The sequence below is a fragment of the Pelorhabdus rhamnosifermentans genome (genome assembly GCF_018835585.1).
GTDB classification, from domain to species: domain Bacteria; phylum Bacillota; class Negativicutes; order UMGS1260; family UMGS1260; genus Pelorhabdus; species Pelorhabdus rhamnosifermentans.
The window spans coordinates 1-19,349 of record NZ_JAHGVE010000046.1 but is presented as its reverse complement, the minus strand read 5'-3'; the positions used below and the strand labels follow the sequence as shown (position 1 = coordinate 19,349).

At 41.1% G+C, this 19,349-nt stretch carries 19 protein-coding genes and 1 pseudogene; 1 reads left to right on the top strand and 19 read right to left on the bottom strand.

Translation table 11 applies throughout. The features are described 5' to 3' along the window. Nucleotides 1–227: pseudogene (locus tag Ga0466249_RS25025) on the top strand (ISNCY family transposase); the annotation flags it as partial. 85 nt (nt 228–312) lie between these two features. On the opposite strand, the gene Ga0466249_RS25020 reads toward Ga0466249_RS25025, so the two are convergent. The 19 genes from Ga0466249_RS25020 to mmdA form a co-directional block, all read right to left on the bottom strand. Further along, the gene (locus Ga0466249_RS25020) at nt 313–567 is read right to left on the bottom strand and encodes a hypothetical protein (protein WP_215832222.1); all 255 of its coding nucleotides are present in this window, start codon (nt 565–567) and stop codon (nt 313–315) included. Nucleotides 568–701: 134 nt separating this feature from the next. Beyond that, nucleotides 702–1,835, bottom strand: a complete 1,134-nt coding sequence (locus Ga0466249_RS25015) for an acyl-CoA dehydrogenase family protein (protein WP_215832221.1) — start codon at nt 1,833–1,835, stop codon at nt 702–704. 55 nt (nt 1,836–1,890) lie between these two features. Next, complete coding sequence (locus Ga0466249_RS25010) at nt 1,891–2,313, bottom strand: DMT family transporter (protein ID WP_246589044.1); 423 nt, start codon at nt 2,311–2,313, stop codon at nt 1,891–1,893. A 97-nt stretch (nt 2,314–2,410) separates the two neighbouring features. Then, entirely contained in the window at nt 2,411–2,875 is a 465-nt protein-coding gene (locus Ga0466249_RS25005; protein WP_246589043.1) for a PaaI family thioesterase, read from the bottom strand. A 45-nt stretch (nt 2,876–2,920) separates the two neighbouring features. Next, entirely contained in the window at nt 2,921–3,502 is a 582-nt protein-coding gene (locus Ga0466249_RS25000; protein WP_215832220.1) for a 3D domain-containing protein, read from the bottom strand. A gap of 146 nt (nt 3,503–3,648) precedes the next feature. Then, nucleotides 3,649–4,365, bottom strand: a complete 717-nt coding sequence (locus Ga0466249_RS24995) for a L,D-transpeptidase family protein (RefSeq protein WP_215832219.1) — start codon at nt 4,363–4,365, stop codon at nt 3,649–3,651. 152 nt (nt 4,366–4,517) lie between these two features. Beyond that, complete coding sequence (locus Ga0466249_RS24990) at nt 4,518–5,264, bottom strand: 3D domain-containing protein (RefSeq protein WP_215832218.1); 747 nt, start codon at nt 5,262–5,264, stop codon at nt 4,518–4,520. Nucleotides 5,265–5,415: 151 nt separating this feature from the next. Next, on the bottom strand, nt 5,416–6,639 hold the full coding sequence (locus Ga0466249_RS24985; RefSeq protein WP_215832217.1) for a M20 family metallo-hydrolase: 1,224 nt from the start codon (nt 6,637–6,639) through the stop codon (nt 5,416–5,418). A gap of 83 nt (nt 6,640–6,722) precedes the next feature. Further along, nucleotides 6,723–8,471: an ABC transporter ATP-binding protein gene (locus tag Ga0466249_RS24980; RefSeq protein WP_215832216.1), complete on the bottom strand. Its 1,749-nt coding sequence runs from the start codon at nt 8,469–8,471 to the stop codon at nt 6,723–6,725. Continuing rightward, complete coding sequence (locus Ga0466249_RS24975; RefSeq protein WP_215832215.1) at nt 8,471–10,225, bottom strand: ABC transporter ATP-binding protein; 1,755 nt, start codon at nt 10,223–10,225, stop codon at nt 8,471–8,473. Before Ga0466249_RS24975 ends, Ga0466249_RS24980 begins: the two co-directional genes overlap by 1 nt. Before the next feature lie 125 nt (nt 10,226–10,350). Next, nucleotides 10,351–11,523, bottom strand: coding sequence for an MFS transporter (locus Ga0466249_RS24970; RefSeq protein WP_215832214.1), 1,173 nt, complete (start codon nt 11,521–11,523; stop codon nt 10,351–10,353). Nucleotides 11,524–11,543: 20 nt separating this feature from the next. Next, nucleotides 11,544–12,728: a CaiB/BaiF CoA transferase family protein gene (locus tag Ga0466249_RS24965; RefSeq protein WP_215832213.1), complete on the bottom strand. Its 1,185-nt coding sequence runs from the start codon at nt 12,726–12,728 to the stop codon at nt 11,544–11,546. A gap of 132 nt (nt 12,729–12,860) precedes the next feature. Continuing rightward, nucleotides 12,861–13,601: a LytR/AlgR family response regulator transcription factor gene (locus Ga0466249_RS24960; RefSeq protein ID WP_215832212.1), complete on the bottom strand. Its 741-nt coding sequence runs from the start codon at nt 13,599–13,601 to the stop codon at nt 12,861–12,863. Beyond that, the gene (locus Ga0466249_RS24955) at nt 13,573–15,210 is read right to left on the bottom strand and encodes a LytS/YhcK type 5TM receptor domain-containing protein (protein WP_215832211.1); all 1,638 of its coding nucleotides are present in this window, start codon (nt 15,208–15,210) and stop codon (nt 13,573–13,575) included. Before Ga0466249_RS24955 ends, Ga0466249_RS24960 begins: the two co-directional genes overlap by 29 nt. A gap of 201 nt (nt 15,211–15,411) precedes the next feature. Further along, complete coding sequence (locus tag Ga0466249_RS24950; protein WP_215832210.1) at nt 15,412–15,807, bottom strand: biotin/lipoyl-containing protein; 396 nt, start codon at nt 15,805–15,807, stop codon at nt 15,412–15,414. A gap of 35 nt (nt 15,808–15,842) precedes the next feature. Next, a complete protein-coding gene (locus Ga0466249_RS24945; RefSeq protein ID WP_215832209.1) occupies nt 15,843–16,154 on the bottom strand; it encodes an OadG family transporter subunit in 312 nt (103 codons plus the stop codon). Nucleotides 16,155–16,183: 29 nt separating this feature from the next. After that, the gene (locus Ga0466249_RS24940; RefSeq protein WP_215832208.1) at nt 16,184–17,314 is read right to left on the bottom strand and encodes a sodium ion-translocating decarboxylase subunit beta; all 1,131 of its coding nucleotides are present in this window, start codon (nt 17,312–17,314) and stop codon (nt 16,184–16,186) included. Nucleotides 17,315–17,346: 32 nt separating this feature from the next. Next, on the bottom strand, nt 17,347–17,508 hold the full coding sequence (locus Ga0466249_RS24935) for a hypothetical protein (protein ID WP_215832207.1): 162 nt from the start codon (nt 17,506–17,508) through the stop codon (nt 17,347–17,349). A gap of 41 nt (nt 17,509–17,549) precedes the next feature. Next, complete coding sequence (mmdA, locus tag Ga0466249_RS24930) at nt 17,550–19,079, bottom strand: methylmalonyl-CoA decarboxylase subunit alpha (protein ID WP_215832206.1); 1,530 nt, start codon at nt 19,077–19,079, stop codon at nt 17,550–17,552. Nucleotides 19,080–19,349: the final 270 nt, after the last annotated feature.

Here is a 19,349-nt window from a genome sequence, read left to right as displayed (position 1 = left end):
TTGCTGTAGAGTTCAAAAAAACTCTTTTCTCTGTTCTTCCTTATATCAAACAGAAGAAATTAAATCAGCCAAGCTCAGCCTCAAAATCGGCCCAAACTCCTTACTCTCCGGTGGATAGTCATTATTATAAATATGGTCACACCTTGGTAAAAAAAGTAACTTTTGAGGATAGCGATAAAGATATCCTTTTGATGCTTGAAAGCATTTTCCTGAAAAATTATGCTTAAACTCTTAAGTGACATTTTCACCCGATAATTAGAAACCTTTTTAGGTGACATTTTCAAAAGTTATTGACAGTACTTTCATCATCTTTTATACTTCAAGATCGATATGCTTTCCTACTCCTTCGGGAGCACTTCGAGCGGGCTTCGTAGTTGTTTCCAGCACACTTGTACTTTCAGCCATAACACGATCGTCTTGCTCATCATCCTCTTCATCTTGACTAGAAAATAACCGATTTTTTAATTTTGGTTTATATATCCGTCTTTTATGAAGTCTAGCCGGCCCCACACGCCGCACAGGCCATGGTTTTCCAATCGGTTGGACCAAAGCAACTTCTTTTTCCATGATGTTACCCCTCCCCAAAGCCTATATACTTATTATCGTTATATGCAGCAAAAAAAATAACGATGCAACAATAAAAAAACAGTCCTGCATCAAATACAAGACTGTTCTTTACAATCTATTCCTATTTTCAGCTATTAATATAAAATATGATTTCCAATGACTAGACGTTGAATCTGATTTGTGCCTTCATAAATCTGCATAATCTTTGCATCGCGCATATAGCGCTCAACAGGATATTCTTTCGAATAACCATAGCCACCAACAACTTGCACTGCATCTGTCGTAATTTGCATGGCTGTATCTGATGCCAAACATTTCGCCATAGCTGCTTCTTTAGAAAAAGAAAGACCTTGTTCTTTCATCCAGCACGCCTTATAAACGAGGAGTCGCGCACTTTCAAGCTTCATGCCCATATCAGCAATCATGGCCTGCACTAACTGAAAAGAAGCAATGGCCTTGCCAAATTGTTGACGCTCACGAGCATACTTGACAGCAAAATCAAAAGCTGCCTGCGCCAAACCAATCGATACAGCCCCCACAAACGGTCGGGCAGAATCAAGCGTTTTCATGGCAATTTTAAAACCGTGTCCCTCTTTACCGATACGACGACTGCTTGGAACACGAACATGATCCAGAATTAATTCACAGGTATTGGAAGAACGTATCCCCATCTTATCTTCATGTTTGCCTACTGAAAAACCAGGTGTATTGCGATCCACAATAAAAGCAGTCAAGCCCCGAATACCTGCTGATTTTCTGGCATTGGCAAAAACAACAAAAATGTCAGCAAGACCACCATTCGTAATAAAGCACTTCGTACCATTTAAAATATAATCATCGCCATCTTTAACCGCCGCAGTAGCAACACTACCTGCATCAGATCCTGCGCCAGGTTCAGTCAAAGCAAAAGCCGCAAGCTTGCCTTCATTTAAGAAATTAAAAAAGTACTGTTTTTGCTCGTGCGTCCCTGTTGTCAGTACAGGATAAGAAGCAAGAGCATTCGCAGCAACGGATGTAGCAACGCCTGCATCACCACGGCCTAGTTGTTCATAAATAAAGGCGATCGTTAAAGCATCCAGACCCGGCCCATCGTACTCTTCAGGTACCGTAAGATTAAGCAAACCAGCATTATGCAATTGTTGAATAAGTTCAGGACGTATTGTAGCTTTTTCGTCCATTTCATGAGCATAAGGTATAATTTCTTTCGTTACCACTTCCTGTACCATTTTAAGTAAAGCTGTTTGGTCAGGCGTAAACTGAAAATCCATGTGAAACCTCCTAAATCTTAATCAATTCATAAAGTCAAAATTAAATAAATATAGTTTATTTTAACAAAAGTTTAGCCCCTATGGCAAGTAAAAACAATCCAATAACTTGTTGAATACCAAAAGGACTCGTTTCTAAACCAAAAGCACCAAGATGATCAATAATAAGCGCCGTAAGCACCTGACCAACAATAATCGCCGTAGTTGCATTCGATACCCCCACCTCAGGGATGCTCATTGCAACAAGATAGACAATAAAAATGCCGATAATTCCACCAAGATAGATATACCAAGGTACAGAGGGTAAAGGAAAAAGAGCACGTTTATTCATACGAAACGCAAAAATGCCAATGGCAAGTCCCATTGTACCTATCACATGAACAATAAAAGTCGCTTCAATAACCCCAGCCGCTTTGCTCAATACGGCATTCAGCGATCCTTGCACAGCCATGAGAATACCAGAAATAAATGCTGCCCACAAAAAGACTACACTCTCCTTTACATGTAAACCGTTAAGAAGTAGTATAGAGCATAAAAGTAGATTCTATTCTTTTTGAATCATGTGGAGAGCCACAGGATCAATCGCCTTGACCTTGTTTACATTCATCAAAATCACTGCCTTCTGAAAAACGTCCCACAACAAAAAAAGTACCCCGACTTTTCGCAAGCAGTTTTTCCTCTGAATCAACAACAGCTGCTTCAACAACGAGTGTCTTTTTACCCTGATGAATGACCTCAGCATGAGCATAAACCAACTGGTCTGGCTTAGCTCCCCGGACAAAATTAATATTCATATCCATGGTCACAACTTTTTGATCCAGTGTCCCACAGGCAAGTCCCATGGCAGTATCTGCCAAAGAAGCCAAAGCCCCACCATGAGCAATCTGATGCACATTCGTATGTTTACCAAATACAACAGGCATCGTCATGGTAATACGCCCGGCCTCAAGAGCAGTAATTTTCATTTCTAATAAATTGATGAATGGATTCTTCTTATAAACAGCCTGCAGACAATTTTTAAATTGAGCAACATAGACGTCCAAAAGGGCTTCCTCCTTTAGTAAAAAAAGAAACAGGCAATATGCCTGTCAGTCAAAAATATACACAGTCACTGTCTGGCGACCAAATTGCATAGCTTCTCCAAAACTGTCAAAAGCTAAATCAATTCGATTCCCCTTAATATTACCACCCGTATCATCTGCAATGGCAAATCCATAGCCGGGTATAAAAAGACGCGTCCCAAGTGGAATAACATTCGGATCAACAGCAGCCAACCCATGCCTAAGCAAATGACCTTGAGATGTATAGCTTCCATTGCCTGGGTCGTAAGCCGAGTAAGCCGAAGCATTCATAATAGCCGAACGATTGGAGCGACTGACTTCGTTCCTAGCACGCTCTAAATATAATATAGTGTCCCGATTAATCACACCTGTTGCTGAAAGATCAACGCTACGTTGAAAAAGCAGAACAGCTTCAAACGTGCCACCACCAAAAATGCCATCAATTTCTCCAGCATAATAACCAACATCCGCTAATAGCTTTTGCGCATATTGTACATCACTACCACGCATTCCACGCGATAGGAGCTTATCACCTGGTGAAGCAAAACAAACTGTTACAGAGCATAAGAGAAATAACAATACACCAAAAAAAAGAATCTTTTTTTTCATCCATTCACCTCTCTTTATTGGTTTATTAAGTTTTTAAGATTGTTTTATTGCTAGAAATAAGCTCCTAAGATTTTGTCACACCTAGCAAATAAAAAACTATATATTTAATATTTTACTATATATCTGCCATTTCGTCAAAGATTTACTCAAATACCAAGCTGATCCAACATGGCCCGATTAACAATCCCCGTCACTTCAAGTCCGTTTTCCTGTTGATATTCTTTCACCGCTGTTTCCGTTGCCAGCCCGAATAACCCATCCGCTTTTTCTTCCAAATAGCCCTTTTCTTTCAGCTTTAATTGCATTATTGCCACATCAGATCCCATCATTTGATATTTTAGCGTCCGCTCTACTTTTTTTCGCTTATCTTCAATACGAACAACCGTTCCAATCGGTACCCATTCAAATAATTGTTCTACATCCTTATTACGCATACGAATGCAACCGTGGCTGGTAAACTGACCAATTGACCACGGTTTATTTGTTCCATGTATTCCATAAATTCCCCAAGGCACATTAAGGCCCAGCCAGCGCGTTCCGAACCCAGTTCCCCAATTGTAATCTTTCCAGACAACATTCCACTCGCCAATGGGTGTAGGAGAGTTACTTTTCCCCACCGCAATGCGATATTTTTTTAATAATATCCCGTTATCATAAACCTCTAGTACTCTTTCAGCGACTTTAATGTTCAAACTCACTATACCTGTTGGAGAAGCTGGAATGTTTCCATCCTCCAAAACGGTCCATTCCAATTCATCAACATACTCATAGCCAAAAATCCCCAAAAGAACGCTGAAAATAATTAGAAACGCCGCCCCCCAAACGAGCGGTGGACGAGACAATTTTAGCGTTTGAAACGTCACTCTCTCCCCTCCCAATTGACCTATCTTATCAAATATATGCTGCAATATGCCAAGATATCCTGATTGAATACCCACACAAAAAAAAAGGAGGAGTTCGATCCTAACGGATTCGCCCCCTTCCTTTTATCTATAAAATAATCCTTATACACAAATTATTTTAAGACGTATGCCTTTACATTCTGAATACCATAATCAAGCGCAGCTTGTCGAGACGGGAAAAACAAATCAATGCGATTTCCCTTAATAGCACTTCCCTGGTCATTGGCTATACCATAACCATAACCGGGAATCCATAGCTTCGTACCCATGGGAATAACACTCGGATCAACGGCAATATCGCCTGGCTTCAAGGGATTTCCGAAATAATCATTATCTCCCCAGTGTCCATTATCCGCAATCCCCGGTCCATATGCGGTTGCAGTAATGTCCAAAATTTTACTATAGTTTTCCGGCGCACCTGTCAATGCATTATTGGCAACTGCCGCCTCTGGCTGCAGCTTTGTTTGTCCAAATAATTGGGCAAGCGCTTGTAAACCCGTCTGATAGGGTTCAATTTTACTGCTAATCTGTTTGGTAATTTCATTACGAACAACATTTTGAAGTGCATCTGTCACCGTTCCTGTGATGGCTGCCGGATCAGCCGTTACACCCGTTTGTGCGAGTGCACGGCTCACTGCCTGCTGCGCAACTTGGGCAAGTACCTCATCCTTTTTACCTTGCTCCAATTTCTGTTTTAATGACAGAAGTTGTTGGATGCCTTGTACAGTTGAATTTGAACTATTATCAGCTAAAAAAGTTTGCAAGTTATCTGTAGGAGCACTGGCATGAGCCAAAGGCACAACAAGTGGGGACATCGTTAGAAACAGGGATAGCATCATAGTTATTGCAGTTTTGTTCATGAAGTCTCTCCTTTCGGTAATACTTGAATCTATTTTACCACGTAGTTTACATAATTAACAGGCGGTAATTATTATCAAATTAAAAATCTCACTGATATCATTTATTATCAGCGAGATTTTCATAACTATAGATAAAAGAATTCTTCTTCGATTATTTAGCCTGGTCAAATAAGATTTGTGTCAGAACATCGACACCAGTCAAGATATCTTCAATTTTTGCACTTTCAGCAGGATTATGACTCACGCCATTTTTACAAGGAATAAAAATCATTCCCGTAGGCGTAATTTTCGCCATATTCATCGCATCATGCCCTGCCCCACTATTCATGCGTCGATAAGAAATCTTCCGTCTTTTACAAATTGTTTCTATTTGATCAGCAAGAACTTCGTCGAGAATCACTGGGCGATCCGATGCCAGTACATCAATTGCAGCAGGTGTTTCTTCTTCTTCTGCCAACGTACTCACAAAATCTTTTAGTTCTTGAATACTGTCAATAATGCTTTCTTGCTGAACACCACGAATGTCTACCCACATTTCCACGTTACCTGGAATAACATTCATAGACCCAGGTTGAACATTTAAGACGCCAACCGTTCCCACTGTACCTAAATGGGTTTGTTCCATAGCGATATCACGTACAGCTAGTACGATTTTAGCGGCACTAACGAGTGCATCGTGACGTCCATCCATAGGCGTTGTACCGGAATGGGCGGCTTCTCCAGCTACAGTAATCTTAAGACGCGTTGGTGCAGCAATCGCTTCAACAATACCAATCACTTCCTGGCCACGTTCTAAAAGATAACCTTGTTCAATATGTAGCTCAATAAAACATTTGAAGTCGTCTCTACTGCGCACGGCATGAGAAAATTGATCAAAATCAAGCCCGCGATTCATTAATGCTTGGACTAAGGAAACACCCTCGCGGTCTACAGCCTTTTTCCACGCCCGAATCTGCATTGAACCTGTCATAGCTTTACTGCCAATGGTGGAATAGCTAAATCGGCTGGATTCTTCAGCAGCAAAAACGATTAATTCCACAGGATGTGTTAAAGGCCCTTTGGCCTTGAGACGCTTGACGGCCAGCAGCCCACCCACTACACCCACGACACCGTCATATTTTCCACCTTGTGGGACACTGTCAAGATGGGACCCTGTGGCAACAACTGTCGCTGCTACATCTGTTCCTTCTAAGCGACCAATTAAATTTCCTGCCGCATCTTTTCGCACAGTTAAACCAACCTGTTCCATTTCACGAATGAAGAAAGCCTGTGATTTTTCATCCCAACTTGAAAAGGCCAAGCGCGTAACCCCTGTCTTCGTCTCACTAAACGTAGCTAATTGATCAATTTTTTCCTGAAGCCACTGTGCCTCCATAACATTACCTCCCGTCACGAATGCTTGCTAATTTAAGTATAGCGCTAAATCAATAACTATGCTAGCAGCCGAAAAACCCAATTTCATTTAAAGTGCTGCACTTGACTATCATACAAACGGGCGTAGAACCCTTTTTCCTTTAGCAATGTCTCATGTGTTCCTTGCTCTCGCAGTCGTCCATGATCCATAACAAGGATTTGATCGGCTTGTTCAATTGTCGATAATCGATGGGCAATAACAAGCATAGTCCGTTCTTGAACAATTTTCTCAAAAGCTCCTTGAATCAAGGCTTCTGTTTCACTATCAATGCTTGATGTCGCTTCATCAAGCACTAAAATACAAAGGGGTAAAACCAAGACGCGCGCTAGTGACAACAATTGCCGCTGTCCTGCCGAAAGCAAAGCCCCCTGATAGCCAAGCGGCGTCTCATACTTTAGAGGTAGTTTCACAATAAAAAGATGAGCATTGGCCGTCTGCGCTGCTTTCTCGATGACGTCAGGCGTAATGCTATCATCATACAAAGTCAGGTTTTCGCGCACTGTTCCTTTAAAAAGCTGTACGTCCTGAAAAACAACACCAATTTTCCGCCGTAAAAGTTCAAGCGGAATGAGACGAATATCTACATCATCCAAATAAATGGTGCCACACTGTGGGTCATAAAAACGCGATAACAAACTCATTAAAGTCGATTTACCTGAACCGGAAGAACCGACGACTCCTACAAACTGCCCGGCTAAAATAGAAAAGCTCACATCTTTGAGCACCCACTCCTCGGCTTGATAGGCAAACCAGACATGTTCAAAACGAACAGCACCCGCAAAATGACAATTAAGTGATTCATTTTCCGGTTCTTCCTCGGGCCTTGGATTATCTAGAATATCAGAAATTCGTTCAGCTGCAGCTAAGGCGGATTGCAATAGAGTATATTTTTCAGCCAAATCCTTAATGGGCCAAAAAAACATTTCCACATAGCGCAAAAATGCCACAACAATTCCTACTTGAATCGGTGTCTTTTCATTCAGTAAACCGCTGACCCATAAAACGGCCAAAACAGACACGGTATAAATAAAATCAACAAGTGGTCGAAAAACAGCAAAAGTATGAACCTCACGCAGACCCGCAGACAAATATTCTTGGCTTACCGTTTCAAATTCGCGTTCAGTCTGCCGAAAACGTGCGAATGCCTTAACAACACTGATATTATTTAAGTTTTCCTGTAAAAAGCTATTTAGTTGTCCTGTTGTCTGCCGAATTTGGCGATAAGCATTGCGCGCATATTTTTGATAAACAAGGGCTAGGAAAATCATCAAAGGAATGGCCACGAAGGTAGCTACGGCAAGTTGCCAATCCATCAGTAACATGACAAAAACAATCCCAAACAAAATTAAAAAATCGCTCGCAAAAGCAACAAGAACGTCTGTATAGAGATCCTTAAGCGCATCTGTATCATTCGTTACGCGTGTAACCATCTGACCGACTTTTTGCTTTTCCATGTTTCTATAGCGTTGATAAATTAAATGGCGAAATACTTTTTGTCTTACATCAAAAATAATAAATTGACCGATATACTGCAAAATATAATTTTCACCATAAGATAAAACAACACTTGCTGCAATGGTCAGTCCATAAAAGAAGGCTGTCTGCCGCAAGCCGGCGAGATCCAGCTGTGCAATTTGCGTATCAATAGCAATCTTCATCAAATAAGGGCGGGAAAGCTCCAGTCCCATGCCAGCTAAAATAATCAGTAACGCCAAAACACCCCAACCTGTAAAAGGTGCGGCAAAATTCCAGAGAATACGAATCATTTTCCTGTCATCGAATCGTTTGTTCATTAGGGTTCTCCATCCATCAATTGCTGCGCATAAATTTCATAATATAGACCCCGCTTGGCTACAAGGTCTGCGTGACTGCCTTGCTCACAAATTTCACCGTGATCAAGCACAACAATACGATTGCATTGTGTCACTGCCGCAACACGCTGTGATACAATCAGCGTCGTTCTGCTGTGAATAAAGGTGCGCATATTGCGTAGCACCTGGGCCTCCGTCTCATAATCAAGGGCCGAAAATACATCGTCAAGTAACAAAATCGGTGAATTCTTAATAAATGCTCTGGCAATCGCCACACGCTGCTGCTGGCCTCCTGAAAGCTTCTTGCCCTTCTCACCAAGCTCTGTGTCAAATCCTTCCGGCTTGGTATGAATATCTTCAGTCACCGCGGCTAAGCGGGCCGCTTCTACAATGGCTTCTTCACAATACTCCCCATCGAAAGCAATATTTTCTCCAATCGTTTTGGAAAACAGAACCTGTTCTTGCGGCACATAGCCGCATAAATGACGTAATGTTAAAAAATCAATTTGATGAATTTCCTTACCGCCAATCCTAATACTTCCCTCAGGTGCATCATAAAGTCGCAAAATCAGTTTCAGTAAGGTAGATTTTCCCGATCCCGTTCGGCCAACTAAACCAATCGTTTCTCCCTCCTGTATGGTAAGATTGATATTTTTCAGTGCAGAAGTACGACTCAGCGGATAGGAAAAAGTCAAATTTTGTAATGCAATCGTTGTGGACAACATATTAGATGAACAATCCGTCTGATCGTTGAATTTCTCAATAAAACCCTCCTCATAGGCGCTCTGGTTTAGAAAATTACTGATTCTTTCAAGTGACGCTAACCCCCTTTGCGCCATATTAATCAAAAAACCCAGGCCCATCATCGGCCAAATAATCAACCCCTGATAGCCGATAAATGCTGTCAGATCTCCCACAGTAATTTGTCCCTCAACAATCAATTTACCACCCAAATATAAAGCCACTGCATAACAAACAAAGGGCAATATATGTGTCACAGGCACATAGGCAGCTTGCAACTTGACAAGACTCATATTCACTGCGACATTTTTTTTGTTCACTTCTTGAAACCGGAGAGCTATTTTCTCCTCGGCAGCAAAACCTTTAATCACTTTTGCAGCAGCAAATATTTCCTGAGAAAATTCCGTTAGCTCACTAAACTTTTCCTGAACAGCACGAAATCGGCCATGAACAACCCGTCCCATATACGTCGCGATTAGTAAAATCAGCGGAAGAGGCAAGATGGACCAGAGTGAAAGTTCCCAGTTAATCATACGCACCATCACAACAAAAGAAGCCAATCCCATCATGACAGCATCAACAAATAGAATACTGCCTAAGCCAAAAGCCATGCGCACCGCCGTAATATCATTGGTCATTAAAGCCATTAATTTACCGGGTCCATTTTGGTCATAAAAACTCATGGGCAATCGGAGCGAATGGAAAAAAAGTTTACGCCGCAAATAATATTCTAAGCGCCGCGTCGTGCCAAGCAAGTATTGACGATAATAATACCGCCCTACAAGCATGACAGCTGAAACAACCGTAATCTGTAAAACATAGCCAAGTAAGGCACTAGGCTCGACTAGAAAACTATCAATGCAGCGGCCAATAAGACGAGGAATCAAAAGTTGAAATAAATCAACAACAATGAGTAATATGATGCCAAAAGAGAAAATAGGCCAATATTTTTGATAAAATGGCTGTAGTAAATGAATCCTGTTTTTTCGCTTCATCTTACACCTCCTTGGTAAATGATTTGGCTTCTATCAGCCAAAAATCCTCTTATAAAGGCATTTCCTAATAGATTATATAAAATAAAACCACAGCAAATGCTGCGGTCTTATTTTATACAATCTATTCATTTTACAATCGATTTTATACCCAATGCACCGATACTTGCAGCTGCAGCAACTCCTGCCAGCAAATAAAACGCCGAAAGGAAACTTCCTGAACTATCTACAAGGGAGCCCATAATCGGCGGCAATAGCATAACCGAAAATGCCCCGAAAGTATTGACAAATCCCGCGGCAACACCTGGAAATTTAGGAAATGTATCCATAGCCAGGGAGAAAATAGGTCCAAACGGCAGAGCCGTCATAAAACCTGAAAATAAAATCGCTATCGCTGCTGAAACCATATTATCTACCATACCTATCCAAACAAAACCAACAGCTAAACCGGCATGTGCAAAAATAAGTACTTGTTTTTTAGTCAGCCATTTTTTATCTACTATGAGACCACCAATGGGGCGTCCCACAATACCAATTAATAAAACACCAGATCCAATCATTCCGGCAGTTTTGGGATCAAGAGAAAGATTTTTCTGAAGCATCGTATTCACCCAAACACCACAAGCAATACTCGTGCCAAACGAACCGACCTGAGTTAAAGCAAGCAACCAACTGTTGCGGTTACCCAGCAAACTAGGCCAGTCAATTTTATTGACAACGCCATTTGTCGGCGTATTCGGCGCAAACAGCTGCCATAACACAGCAAGAACAGCCGCCATAACACCTGTCGTATAAAACACGCCGTGCCAGCCAACAATGGTTAAGAGTTGAGGAATAATAAAGATAACAAATCCTGAACCAAGCACGATGGTGCCACCATACACACCTTGCGCAAAAGCAATTTCCTTACCGGCAAAAAAAGTGGGCACATAACGAAGACCCGCAACGATACAAGAGCCTGTCCCAAGGCCGGTAATAAATTTATAGGCAAGAATTTGTTCGTAGCTGTTTGCCATCCCTGTTAAGATATTGCCGACAGCAATAATCACGAGACCCACTGACGCTACTTTTTTAGATCCAAATTTATCTGATAAACCGCCACCAGGCATTTGCATAATTCCATGTGTTAAAAAGACAGCCGTTGTAAAAAATCCTGCTGCAGTCATGGTAATGCTAAGTACTTTCACAAGTGTTGGAACAAGTGGTCCATGATTCGTATAGTTACATGACAGAACAAATCCCAACAGCCCAACCCATACTAAGGCTTTCCAGCGCTGGTTCCAAAATTCTTCTCTTCCCATATTCGATTAACAGCTCCTTATTATAGCGCGCCTTCTTCTTTAAGTTTTGCTACTTCTTCTTTAGAAAGACCCAGCATTTCCTGCAATATTTCTTCTGTATGCTGTCCAAGTAATGGTGCCGGACTTTCGACTTCACCAGGCGTCTCAGAAAGTTTAATAGGTACTCCAGGCATTTTAAACTTGCCTGCTACCGGATGATCTACTTCTACAATCATGTCACGTGCAAGAACTTGTGGATCTTTCATAACCCGATCCACTGTATTAATAGGACCGCAAGGAATGCCTGCGCCATCAATCGCTTCCAACCATTCATCCACTGTCTTAGCAGGAAAAACGGTATCTAAAATGCCTTTCAGTTGTTTCTGATTTTCTGTACGTTTAGCATTGGTAATAAAGCGTGCATCCTCAATAAGTTCCTGACGGCCAATAAGATCACAGAATTTTTTCCACAGACGATCATTGCCAACAGCAATAATAACATAACCATCTTTTGCTTTAAAAGCTTCGAACGGTGTAATAGATGGATGACGATTACCAATCGGTCCGGGAGCTACGCCATTCACTAAGTAACGGGAAATAGCATTTTCCAAAATAGCTACCTGACAATCCAGCATCGCTACATCCACTTTTTGACCAACGCCTGTTTTTTCACGATTGTAAAGAGCTGTTAATGTACCGATAACAGCGAATAATCCGGCAGTTAAATCTCCTACAGAAGCACCTACCCGAGTAGGTTCGCCATTTTCCTGGCCAGTAATACTCATAATACCGCCCATACCTTGGACAATCACGTCATAGGCGGGTTTTTTACTGTAAGGACCTGTATGACCGAATCCGGAACAAGCCGTATAGATAATATTTGGATTAATTTTTTTTATCTCTTCATAACCTAAACCGAATTTTTCCATCGTCCCGGGGCGATAGTTTTCTAACACAACGTCAACTTTTTTTACCATTTCCTTAAACAGTTCTTGCGCTTTAGGACTTTTCAAATTCATGGTCATCGAACGTTTGCCGCGGTTAAGGCTCATGAAATAAGCACTTTCTTTACCCACAAATGGCCCAAAAGCTCTTGAATCATCTCCGGTTTTTGGTGATTCAATCTTAATAATTTCAGCGCCAAAATCGGCCATCATCATAGAAGCATAAGGGCCAGCAAGTACTCTTGTTAAATCCAATACTTTAACATTTTCAAGTGGTTTCATTAGAATCCCTCCAGTAAAAAATTTAGTTCAATATGACTGAATTATAGCACTATTTTAATGCGTTTTCGTGTTTTTTCGTCTTACATAACAAAAGCATAACTTAAAAGTACTATTTTAATACCTGAAATACATTTATGAAATTCCCATAATCTGATTAAATTGTTTCAGATAATGCCTGGCAACAGGAATATTTGTCTCACTACAATTTTCCAAAACTAAAATATACGTATTGTTAAACCAAGGAATCACTTCTTGCACTTTGTCCAAATTGACTAAATAACTCTTATGAGTACGTAAGAAATTCCGATTTCTGAGCATCTCATTTAATTCTTTTAAGGTGAATTTCGTATGATAATTTCCCTGTTCCGTATAAAGAAGTGTCTGTCTCTTCTCATCAGATCGGGCAAAAATAATCTTTTCCGGATGAATCACAATAATCCGTTCAGAAGACCATACACAGATATTGCCTGAATGAAGCTCCACACGCTCGACCTTTTGTTCCATAAAACCTTTAAATTTTTTAACTTTTTCTACTGATTTTTTTACACGCTCAATGGAATAAGGTTTCAAAATGTAATCCACGGCATTCAATTCAAAAGCCTTGGCTGCATACTGACTAAAACCAGTACAAAAAACAATGTGCGGAGGTTTATCTAAATTCAAGAGTGTTTCAGCGGTTACAAGACCATCTTGTGAGCGCATTTGAATATCAAGAAAAACAATATCAGGCAGATTTTTCTCAATGGCAGCCAGCACGTCTTCCCCATCTTCACATTCTCCACTAACAGTAATCCCATCCAACTCTTCAAGAATACATTTTAGTTCCTCCCTTGCGGGAAGTTCATCATCCACTACAAGCACTTTTAAGTTCATGTATAGCTCCTTTCAATGGGATGGGAATGCGAACAATTGTTCCTTTACCTGGAGAACTGCTTATTTGTAGTCCGTATTGCGATCCATAAATCGTCTGCAACCGCTGATGAACATTGGATAAGCCAATACTTTTGCGCGAACTATCATCCCGTAAAATCGTATCAATCAATTCTTCGCTCATCCCTACACCATTATCTTCAATTGTAATATGAAGTACCTCACTTTGGATAACAGCCTGAATCATAATCTTCCCGCCTGATTTGCGCGGATAAAGACCATGCTTGATAGAATTTTCTACAATAGGCTGAAGAATAAACGGCGGAACTTTCATATGAATATCGTTTGGAACATCATAATGAACTTCTAGTTTGCCCTGAAATCGAGCAGATTCAATTTTCACATAAGATTCAATATGATGAATTTCCGTATGAAGATCTACCCATTTATCCAGATGAGATATATTATTACGATAAAATTCACCCAGATTAATCAATAATTCGCGGGCCTTCTCCGGCTGTTTGCGGCAATAATACACAATAGTATTTAAAGCATTAAATAAAAAATGCGGATTAATCTGAGCCTGCAATGCCTTAATCTCAGCCTGAGATCGAAGGGCTGTCTGCTGTTCCACTTTGCTCACTTCAATTTGCATCGATATTAATTGCGCGAGTCCTTCAATTAATTCAATTTCAACAGGAGTAAGACTGTTAGGTCGCAGTTTATAAAAGATCAGGGTACCAATTTCTTTATCTCGCTCTTTTAACGGTGCAATAATTTGAGCTTTCAAACAAGATATATCCGAAAAATCTGCGCCAAGCGAGGATTGATTGATCACAAAAGCAATTCCTTTATCAGAAGCGGTTACAGCCACTGCATCCAGACTGGCAACATGATCGATAATCGTTTGAGCCGTCCGGGTAGCTGTCTCTTCATTTAACCCACGCCGTAAGATATTTAATGTCTGTCTGGCTATTTTAAAAGCCATCCGGGCCGCTTTGCCTTCTACAGCTTCCTGCTCTGATCGCACACTGTCTAAAATAGCAATAAATGTGGCAATCCCCAATGGATTAATGATCAACATAGACGAAAAGATCGACATAGCCAACTGATAACCCCGTTCAAACGATGGAGAAAAAACCGGCAGCATACACATATGCATGGTTTCCAGAATAAATCCCAGCAGCATGGCATAAACCCAGCGAAAAGGTAAATGTTTAAACCGCTGAGCACATAAACCTGCCAATAGCCCTTCTGTTACGGCAGCAAGGGCACTTGCCGGTGCATTGATGCCACCTATCCAAAGACGGTAAATACCGGAGATAATTCCAGCACCCACACCTACAATCGGCCCGCCGATAAGACCACCAACAATAATTCCTACGCCACGCGTATTGGCACTGCCATCGACCGTAGCCAAACCACCGTATGTCCCCATGATTCCAATGAGACCAAAAAAAACACTGTAAAGGACCTTCTCGCGTCTTGATACTTTTCTGTTTAAGATAGGAAACCGAAACATACGTGTCTTCGTTAATAAAAAAACGAATCCCAAGATGAGCGACAGTCCAAGCAATAAATGACTAAGAATATACTCCCATTGAATCGGCATAATAGCTCCCTTTATTGATCAATCTTACTATTGTTATATTGTATTGTTATATTGTATTGTTATATTGTATCATATCAGAAAAAAGCCCGCATTAGCGGGCTTAAAAAATGATTGCTATTCCAATAAACCCAGAATACTTTAACAGTCTCACGACTGCGACGAAAAATATTCCTTGTGATTTAGTGTTTCGCCATAAATAACCTAACCGATCACAGCAAGAACTGTACCGGCCTGTACAGGATCGCCTGCTTTGACAAGAAGTTCTTTAACAACGCCATCGGCACTAGCCAAAACAGGATTATGCATCTTCATAGCTTCCATGACAAGTAATTCCTGACCATTTTTTACACTATCACCCACACTTACTTTCAGGGCAATGATTTTTCCAGGCATAGGAGCAGAAACTTTTGTACCCGCGCCACCGGTAGACGGCGCCGCAGCAGCTTTTGGTGCTGGCGCAGCAGCTACAGGAGCTGGAGCTACTGATGGAGTTGGAGCCGAAACATGAGCAGCAACTTTCGGAGCTGCACTACCACCTTTTTCTTCAACTGCAACTTCATAAGTTTTTCCATTCACAGTAATAGAGTAATTTTTCATTATATATCCTCCTTCAATATGCTTACACAATTTTTTTACAGTTTATTCATTAAATCTTGACGGCCTGCTAAGACCCAACCGTTACCACCACTACGAACACTTACTATCCGTACATTCGCTGACTCTGAAATAGCAGCAATGGCAGCACTAATGACAGCGAGTAATTCTTCATCATCGTCGCTGCTCGATTGCTTATCAACTGGAGACACAGTAGAAGTAGCGGGTTCAACTACAGCCTGTGCTACTGGATTGGCTGTTACTTCTTTCGCATCTTTTGCTTCTTGGATTACTTTTGCTACGTAGCATAAAATAATGACTACAATCAAAAATATAACAAATCCGATCATCGTAACTCCCCCCTCCTAATTATGAAAAATTATTTTACACCAATCAGTGCCAGCATAATACCACCGGAAATGGCTGTACCAAATACACCGGCAAGATTCGGTCCCATTGCATGCATAATCAGGAAGTTGTAAGGATTTTCTTTGAGTGCCACAACATGGGCAACACGGGCTGCGATTGGAACGGAAGCGATACCTGCGGAACCCACCAGCGGATTAACCTTGCCGCCACTCGCCCAGCACAGAACACGTCCGCCAATAATACCGGAAAAGGTACCAAAACCAAAAGCAATCAAACCAAGTACGATAATTTCCAGCGTCTTAACCGTCAGGAAGGTATCGGCATTCATCGTTGAACCAATAGCAACAGTCAAAGTAATGACGATAATGTTCATCAAGTCATTGGCTGCCGTCGTAGCCAGACGGTCAACAACGCCGCATTCACGGAACAGATTACCCAGCATCAGCATGGTAATAAGCGGAGCTACACCAGGGAGAAGTAAGTCCACGACAACTGCAATAACCATTGGAAAAACGATTTTTTCCAAACGGCTGACAGGACGAACCTGTTTCATAATAATTTGACGTTCTTTCTTCGTTGTAAAAGCTTTCATAATCGGTGGTTGAATTAGAGGCATAAGTGCCATATACGAATAAGCAGCAACAGAAATCTGCGGCAGCAAATGCGGAGCAAGCTTCATGGTAACAAAGATAGCCATTGGGCCGTCTGCGCCGCCGATAATGCCGATTGCACCGGCTTCACCGAGTGTAAAGCCAAGCATTTTAGCGCCAATTAAAGCAACAAAGATCCCTAAATGAGCTGCAGCACCTAAAATAACCAAGCTCGGATTGGAAATCATCGGACCAAAGTCCGTCATGGCTCCAACACCAAGGAAAATGAGCGGTGGGAGAATAACGAGGGCTACGCCTTGATAGGCATACCAGAACAATCCACCAGGATCAGCCAGACCAGCACCAGGAGCATTGGAAACGATACAAGCAAACCCGATACCAACTAACAGTAAAGGTTCATATTTCTTAACAATAGCCAAATAAATCATGATTGCACCAACAGCCATCATAACCACATTGCCATACCACAAGTGGACAACACCTGTTTGATTAAGCATATCCATCAATAATGAGCCTATTTCTTCAAACATGTAGCTATATACCTCCTATATTACTAGAAATTTTAGTGACCGCCCTTTAGTTTGTCCTCATCAACTGAGCCTAACTTGTTCAATAACGGAAAAGCATAAAGCACAAGTCCAATACCCCAAATAATGAAAAAACTGAGAATGAAATCAATCACGCTAAGCAGAATGGATCCTTCCACTGTATCAGGTATAATCATGTCATATTCCCCTTTCTAATAAAAAATAATAAGACAGATCTTTATAATGGAATATTGCCATGTTTTTTAGCCGGACGAGATTCGCGCTTCGTCATTAGGACATGAAGAGCATTAATGATTTGCGGGCGCGTATCTTTCGGTTCAATTACGCAATCAACATAACCCCGCTCAGCTGCTCTATAAGGATTCGCAAAATCCTTAATATATTCATCTGTCTTAGCCTGAATATCTTTAGCACCGCGGAAAATGATATTGGCTGCACCAGCAGGTCCCATAACTGCGATTTCAGCTGAAGGCCAAGCCATCACCTGATCAGCGCCAAGATGTTTCGAACACATGGCAATGTAAGCCCCACCGTAAGCTTTACGAGTAATCACGGTAATTTTAGGGACCGTTGCTTCTGAATAAGCATAAAGCATTTTGGCACCGTGACGAATAATGCCGCCATATTCCTGACCTGTTCCGGGTAAAAATCCGGGAACATCTACAAGTGATACTAAAGGAATATTAAAGGCATCACAAAAACGAATAAACCGTGCCGACTTATCGGAAGCATTAATATCTAAGCACCCCGCCATAAACGCCGGCTGGTTGGCAATAATGCCCACTGTCTGACCATCCATACGGGCAAAACCAGTAATAATGTTTTTAGCATAATGATAGAGGTAATCGTAAAATTCCCCATTATCTACAATGGATTTAATCACGTCATACATATCGTAAGGCTGATTCGGATTATCCGGCATAATAGTGTTCAAATTCATATCCGTACGACTGGCATCATCGCCGCCATCAACAATCGGAGCCTCTTCCATATTATTACTTGGAAGGAAACTTAATAAATACCGAATCTGTTTCAAACAGTCTTCGTCATTTTCAGCTGCAAATTGAGCAACACCCGACGTAGAATTATGCGTCATAGCTCCACCAAGCGCTTCAGCTGTCACTTCTTCAGCTGTAACTGATTTGATAACCTGCGGACCCGTAATAAACATTTGGCTCGTATTTTTTACCATAAAGATAAAATCTGTAATAGCAGGAGAATAAACAGCACCCCCTGCGCAGGGTCCCATAATCACGGAGATTTGCGGAATAACACCAGATGACATGGTATTGCGGAAGAAGATATCACCAAATCCAGATAAAGCATCAATGCCTTCTTGAATACGCGCTCCGCCGGAATCATTCAGACCAATAATTGGAGCCCCCATTTTCATGGCCATTTCCTGGACTTTCACGATCTTTGCAGCATGCATTTCTCCTAATGCGCCACCAATAACAGTAAAGTCTTGTGCATAAACATAAACAAGCCGTCCATCAATCGTACCATAACCGGTTGTAACGCCTTCACCAGGAGCTTCCTTTTCTGCCATATTAAAGTTTGTGCAACGATGCGTAACAAATTGATCCAATTCCACAAATGAACCCTCGTCAAGAAGAAGATCTATTCTTTCCCGCGACGTGAGCTTATGTTTCGCATGTTGTTTGTCAATACCTTTCTTACCACCACCAAGCAATACTTTTTCCTGTCTCTTTTTTAGATCCAAAATTTTTTCTTGAACAGTAGCCATATGACACACCTCCAGAATTTTCTGCTACTATGAAATAAAATCCATCATAATTTATTATTATAGTTCAAAAAATTCCATTTAAATAAATTATTACATAACATCAAAAAAAACAGACCTAAGATGCATTAGATGCATTGATTTTAAGATACAAAAAAAGAAGCTTAAAGGCCAATGTCATTAAGATAAGAAAACCAAACGACAAAGAAACAACGGAAAAGACAGGGAGATTGAGAAATAATAGTCTCCCTGTCTTTTCTGTCTATTTTTGAG

Coding starts and splice junctions, on each gene's coding strand:
- Ga0466249_RS25020 (WP_215832222.1), bottom strand. CDS start 567: ATGGAAAAAGAAGTTGCTTTGGTCCAACCGATTGGAAAACCATGGCCT.
- Ga0466249_RS25015 (WP_215832221.1), bottom strand. CDS start 1,835: ATGGATTTTCAGTTTACGCCTGACCAAACAGCTTTACTTAAAATGGTA.
- Ga0466249_RS25000 (WP_215832220.1), bottom strand. CDS start 3,502: ATGAAAAAAAAGATTCTTTTTTTTGGTGTATTGTTATTTCTCTTATGC.
- Ga0466249_RS24990 (WP_215832218.1), bottom strand. CDS start 5,264: ATGAACAAAACTGCAATAACTATGATGCTATCCCTGTTTCTAACGATG.
- Ga0466249_RS24985 (WP_215832217.1), bottom strand. CDS start 6,639: ATGGAGGCACAGTGGCTTCAGGAAAAAATTGATCAATTAGCTACGTTT.
- Ga0466249_RS24980 (WP_215832216.1), bottom strand. CDS start 8,471: ATGAACAAACGATTCGATGACAGGAAAATGATTCGTATTCTCTGGAAT.
- Ga0466249_RS24975 (WP_215832215.1), bottom strand. CDS start 10,225: ATGAAGCGAAAAAACAGGATTCATTTACTACAGCCATTTTATCAAAAA.
- Ga0466249_RS24970 (WP_215832214.1), bottom strand. CDS start 11,523: ATGGGAAGAGAAGAATTTTGGAACCAGCGCTGGAAAGCCTTAGTATGG.
- Ga0466249_RS24965 (WP_215832213.1), bottom strand. CDS start 12,728: ATGAAACCACTTGAAAATGTTAAAGTATTGGATTTAACAAGAGTACTT.
- Ga0466249_RS24960 (WP_215832212.1), bottom strand. CDS start 13,601: ATGAACTTAAAAGTGCTTGTAGTGGATGATGAACTTCCCGCAAGGGAG.
- Ga0466249_RS24955 (WP_215832211.1), bottom strand. CDS start 15,210: ATGCCGATTCAATGGGAGTATATTCTTAGTCATTTATTGCTTGGACTG.
- Ga0466249_RS24950 (WP_215832210.1), bottom strand. CDS start 15,807: ATGAAAAATTACTCTATTACTGTGAATGGAAAAACTTATGAAGTTGCA.
- Ga0466249_RS24945 (WP_215832209.1), bottom strand. CDS start 16,154: ATGATCGGATTTGTTATATTTTTGATTGTAGTCATTATTTTATGCTAC.
- Ga0466249_RS24940 (WP_215832208.1), bottom strand. CDS start 17,314: ATGTTTGAAGAAATAGGCTCATTATTGATGGATATGCTTAATCAAACA.
- Ga0466249_RS24935 (WP_215832207.1), bottom strand. CDS start 17,508: ATGATTATACCTGATACAGTGGAAGGATCCATTCTGCTTAGCGTGATT.
- mmdA (WP_215832206.1), bottom strand. CDS start 19,079: ATGGCTACTGTTCAAGAAAAAATTTTGGATCTAAAAAAGAGACAGGAA.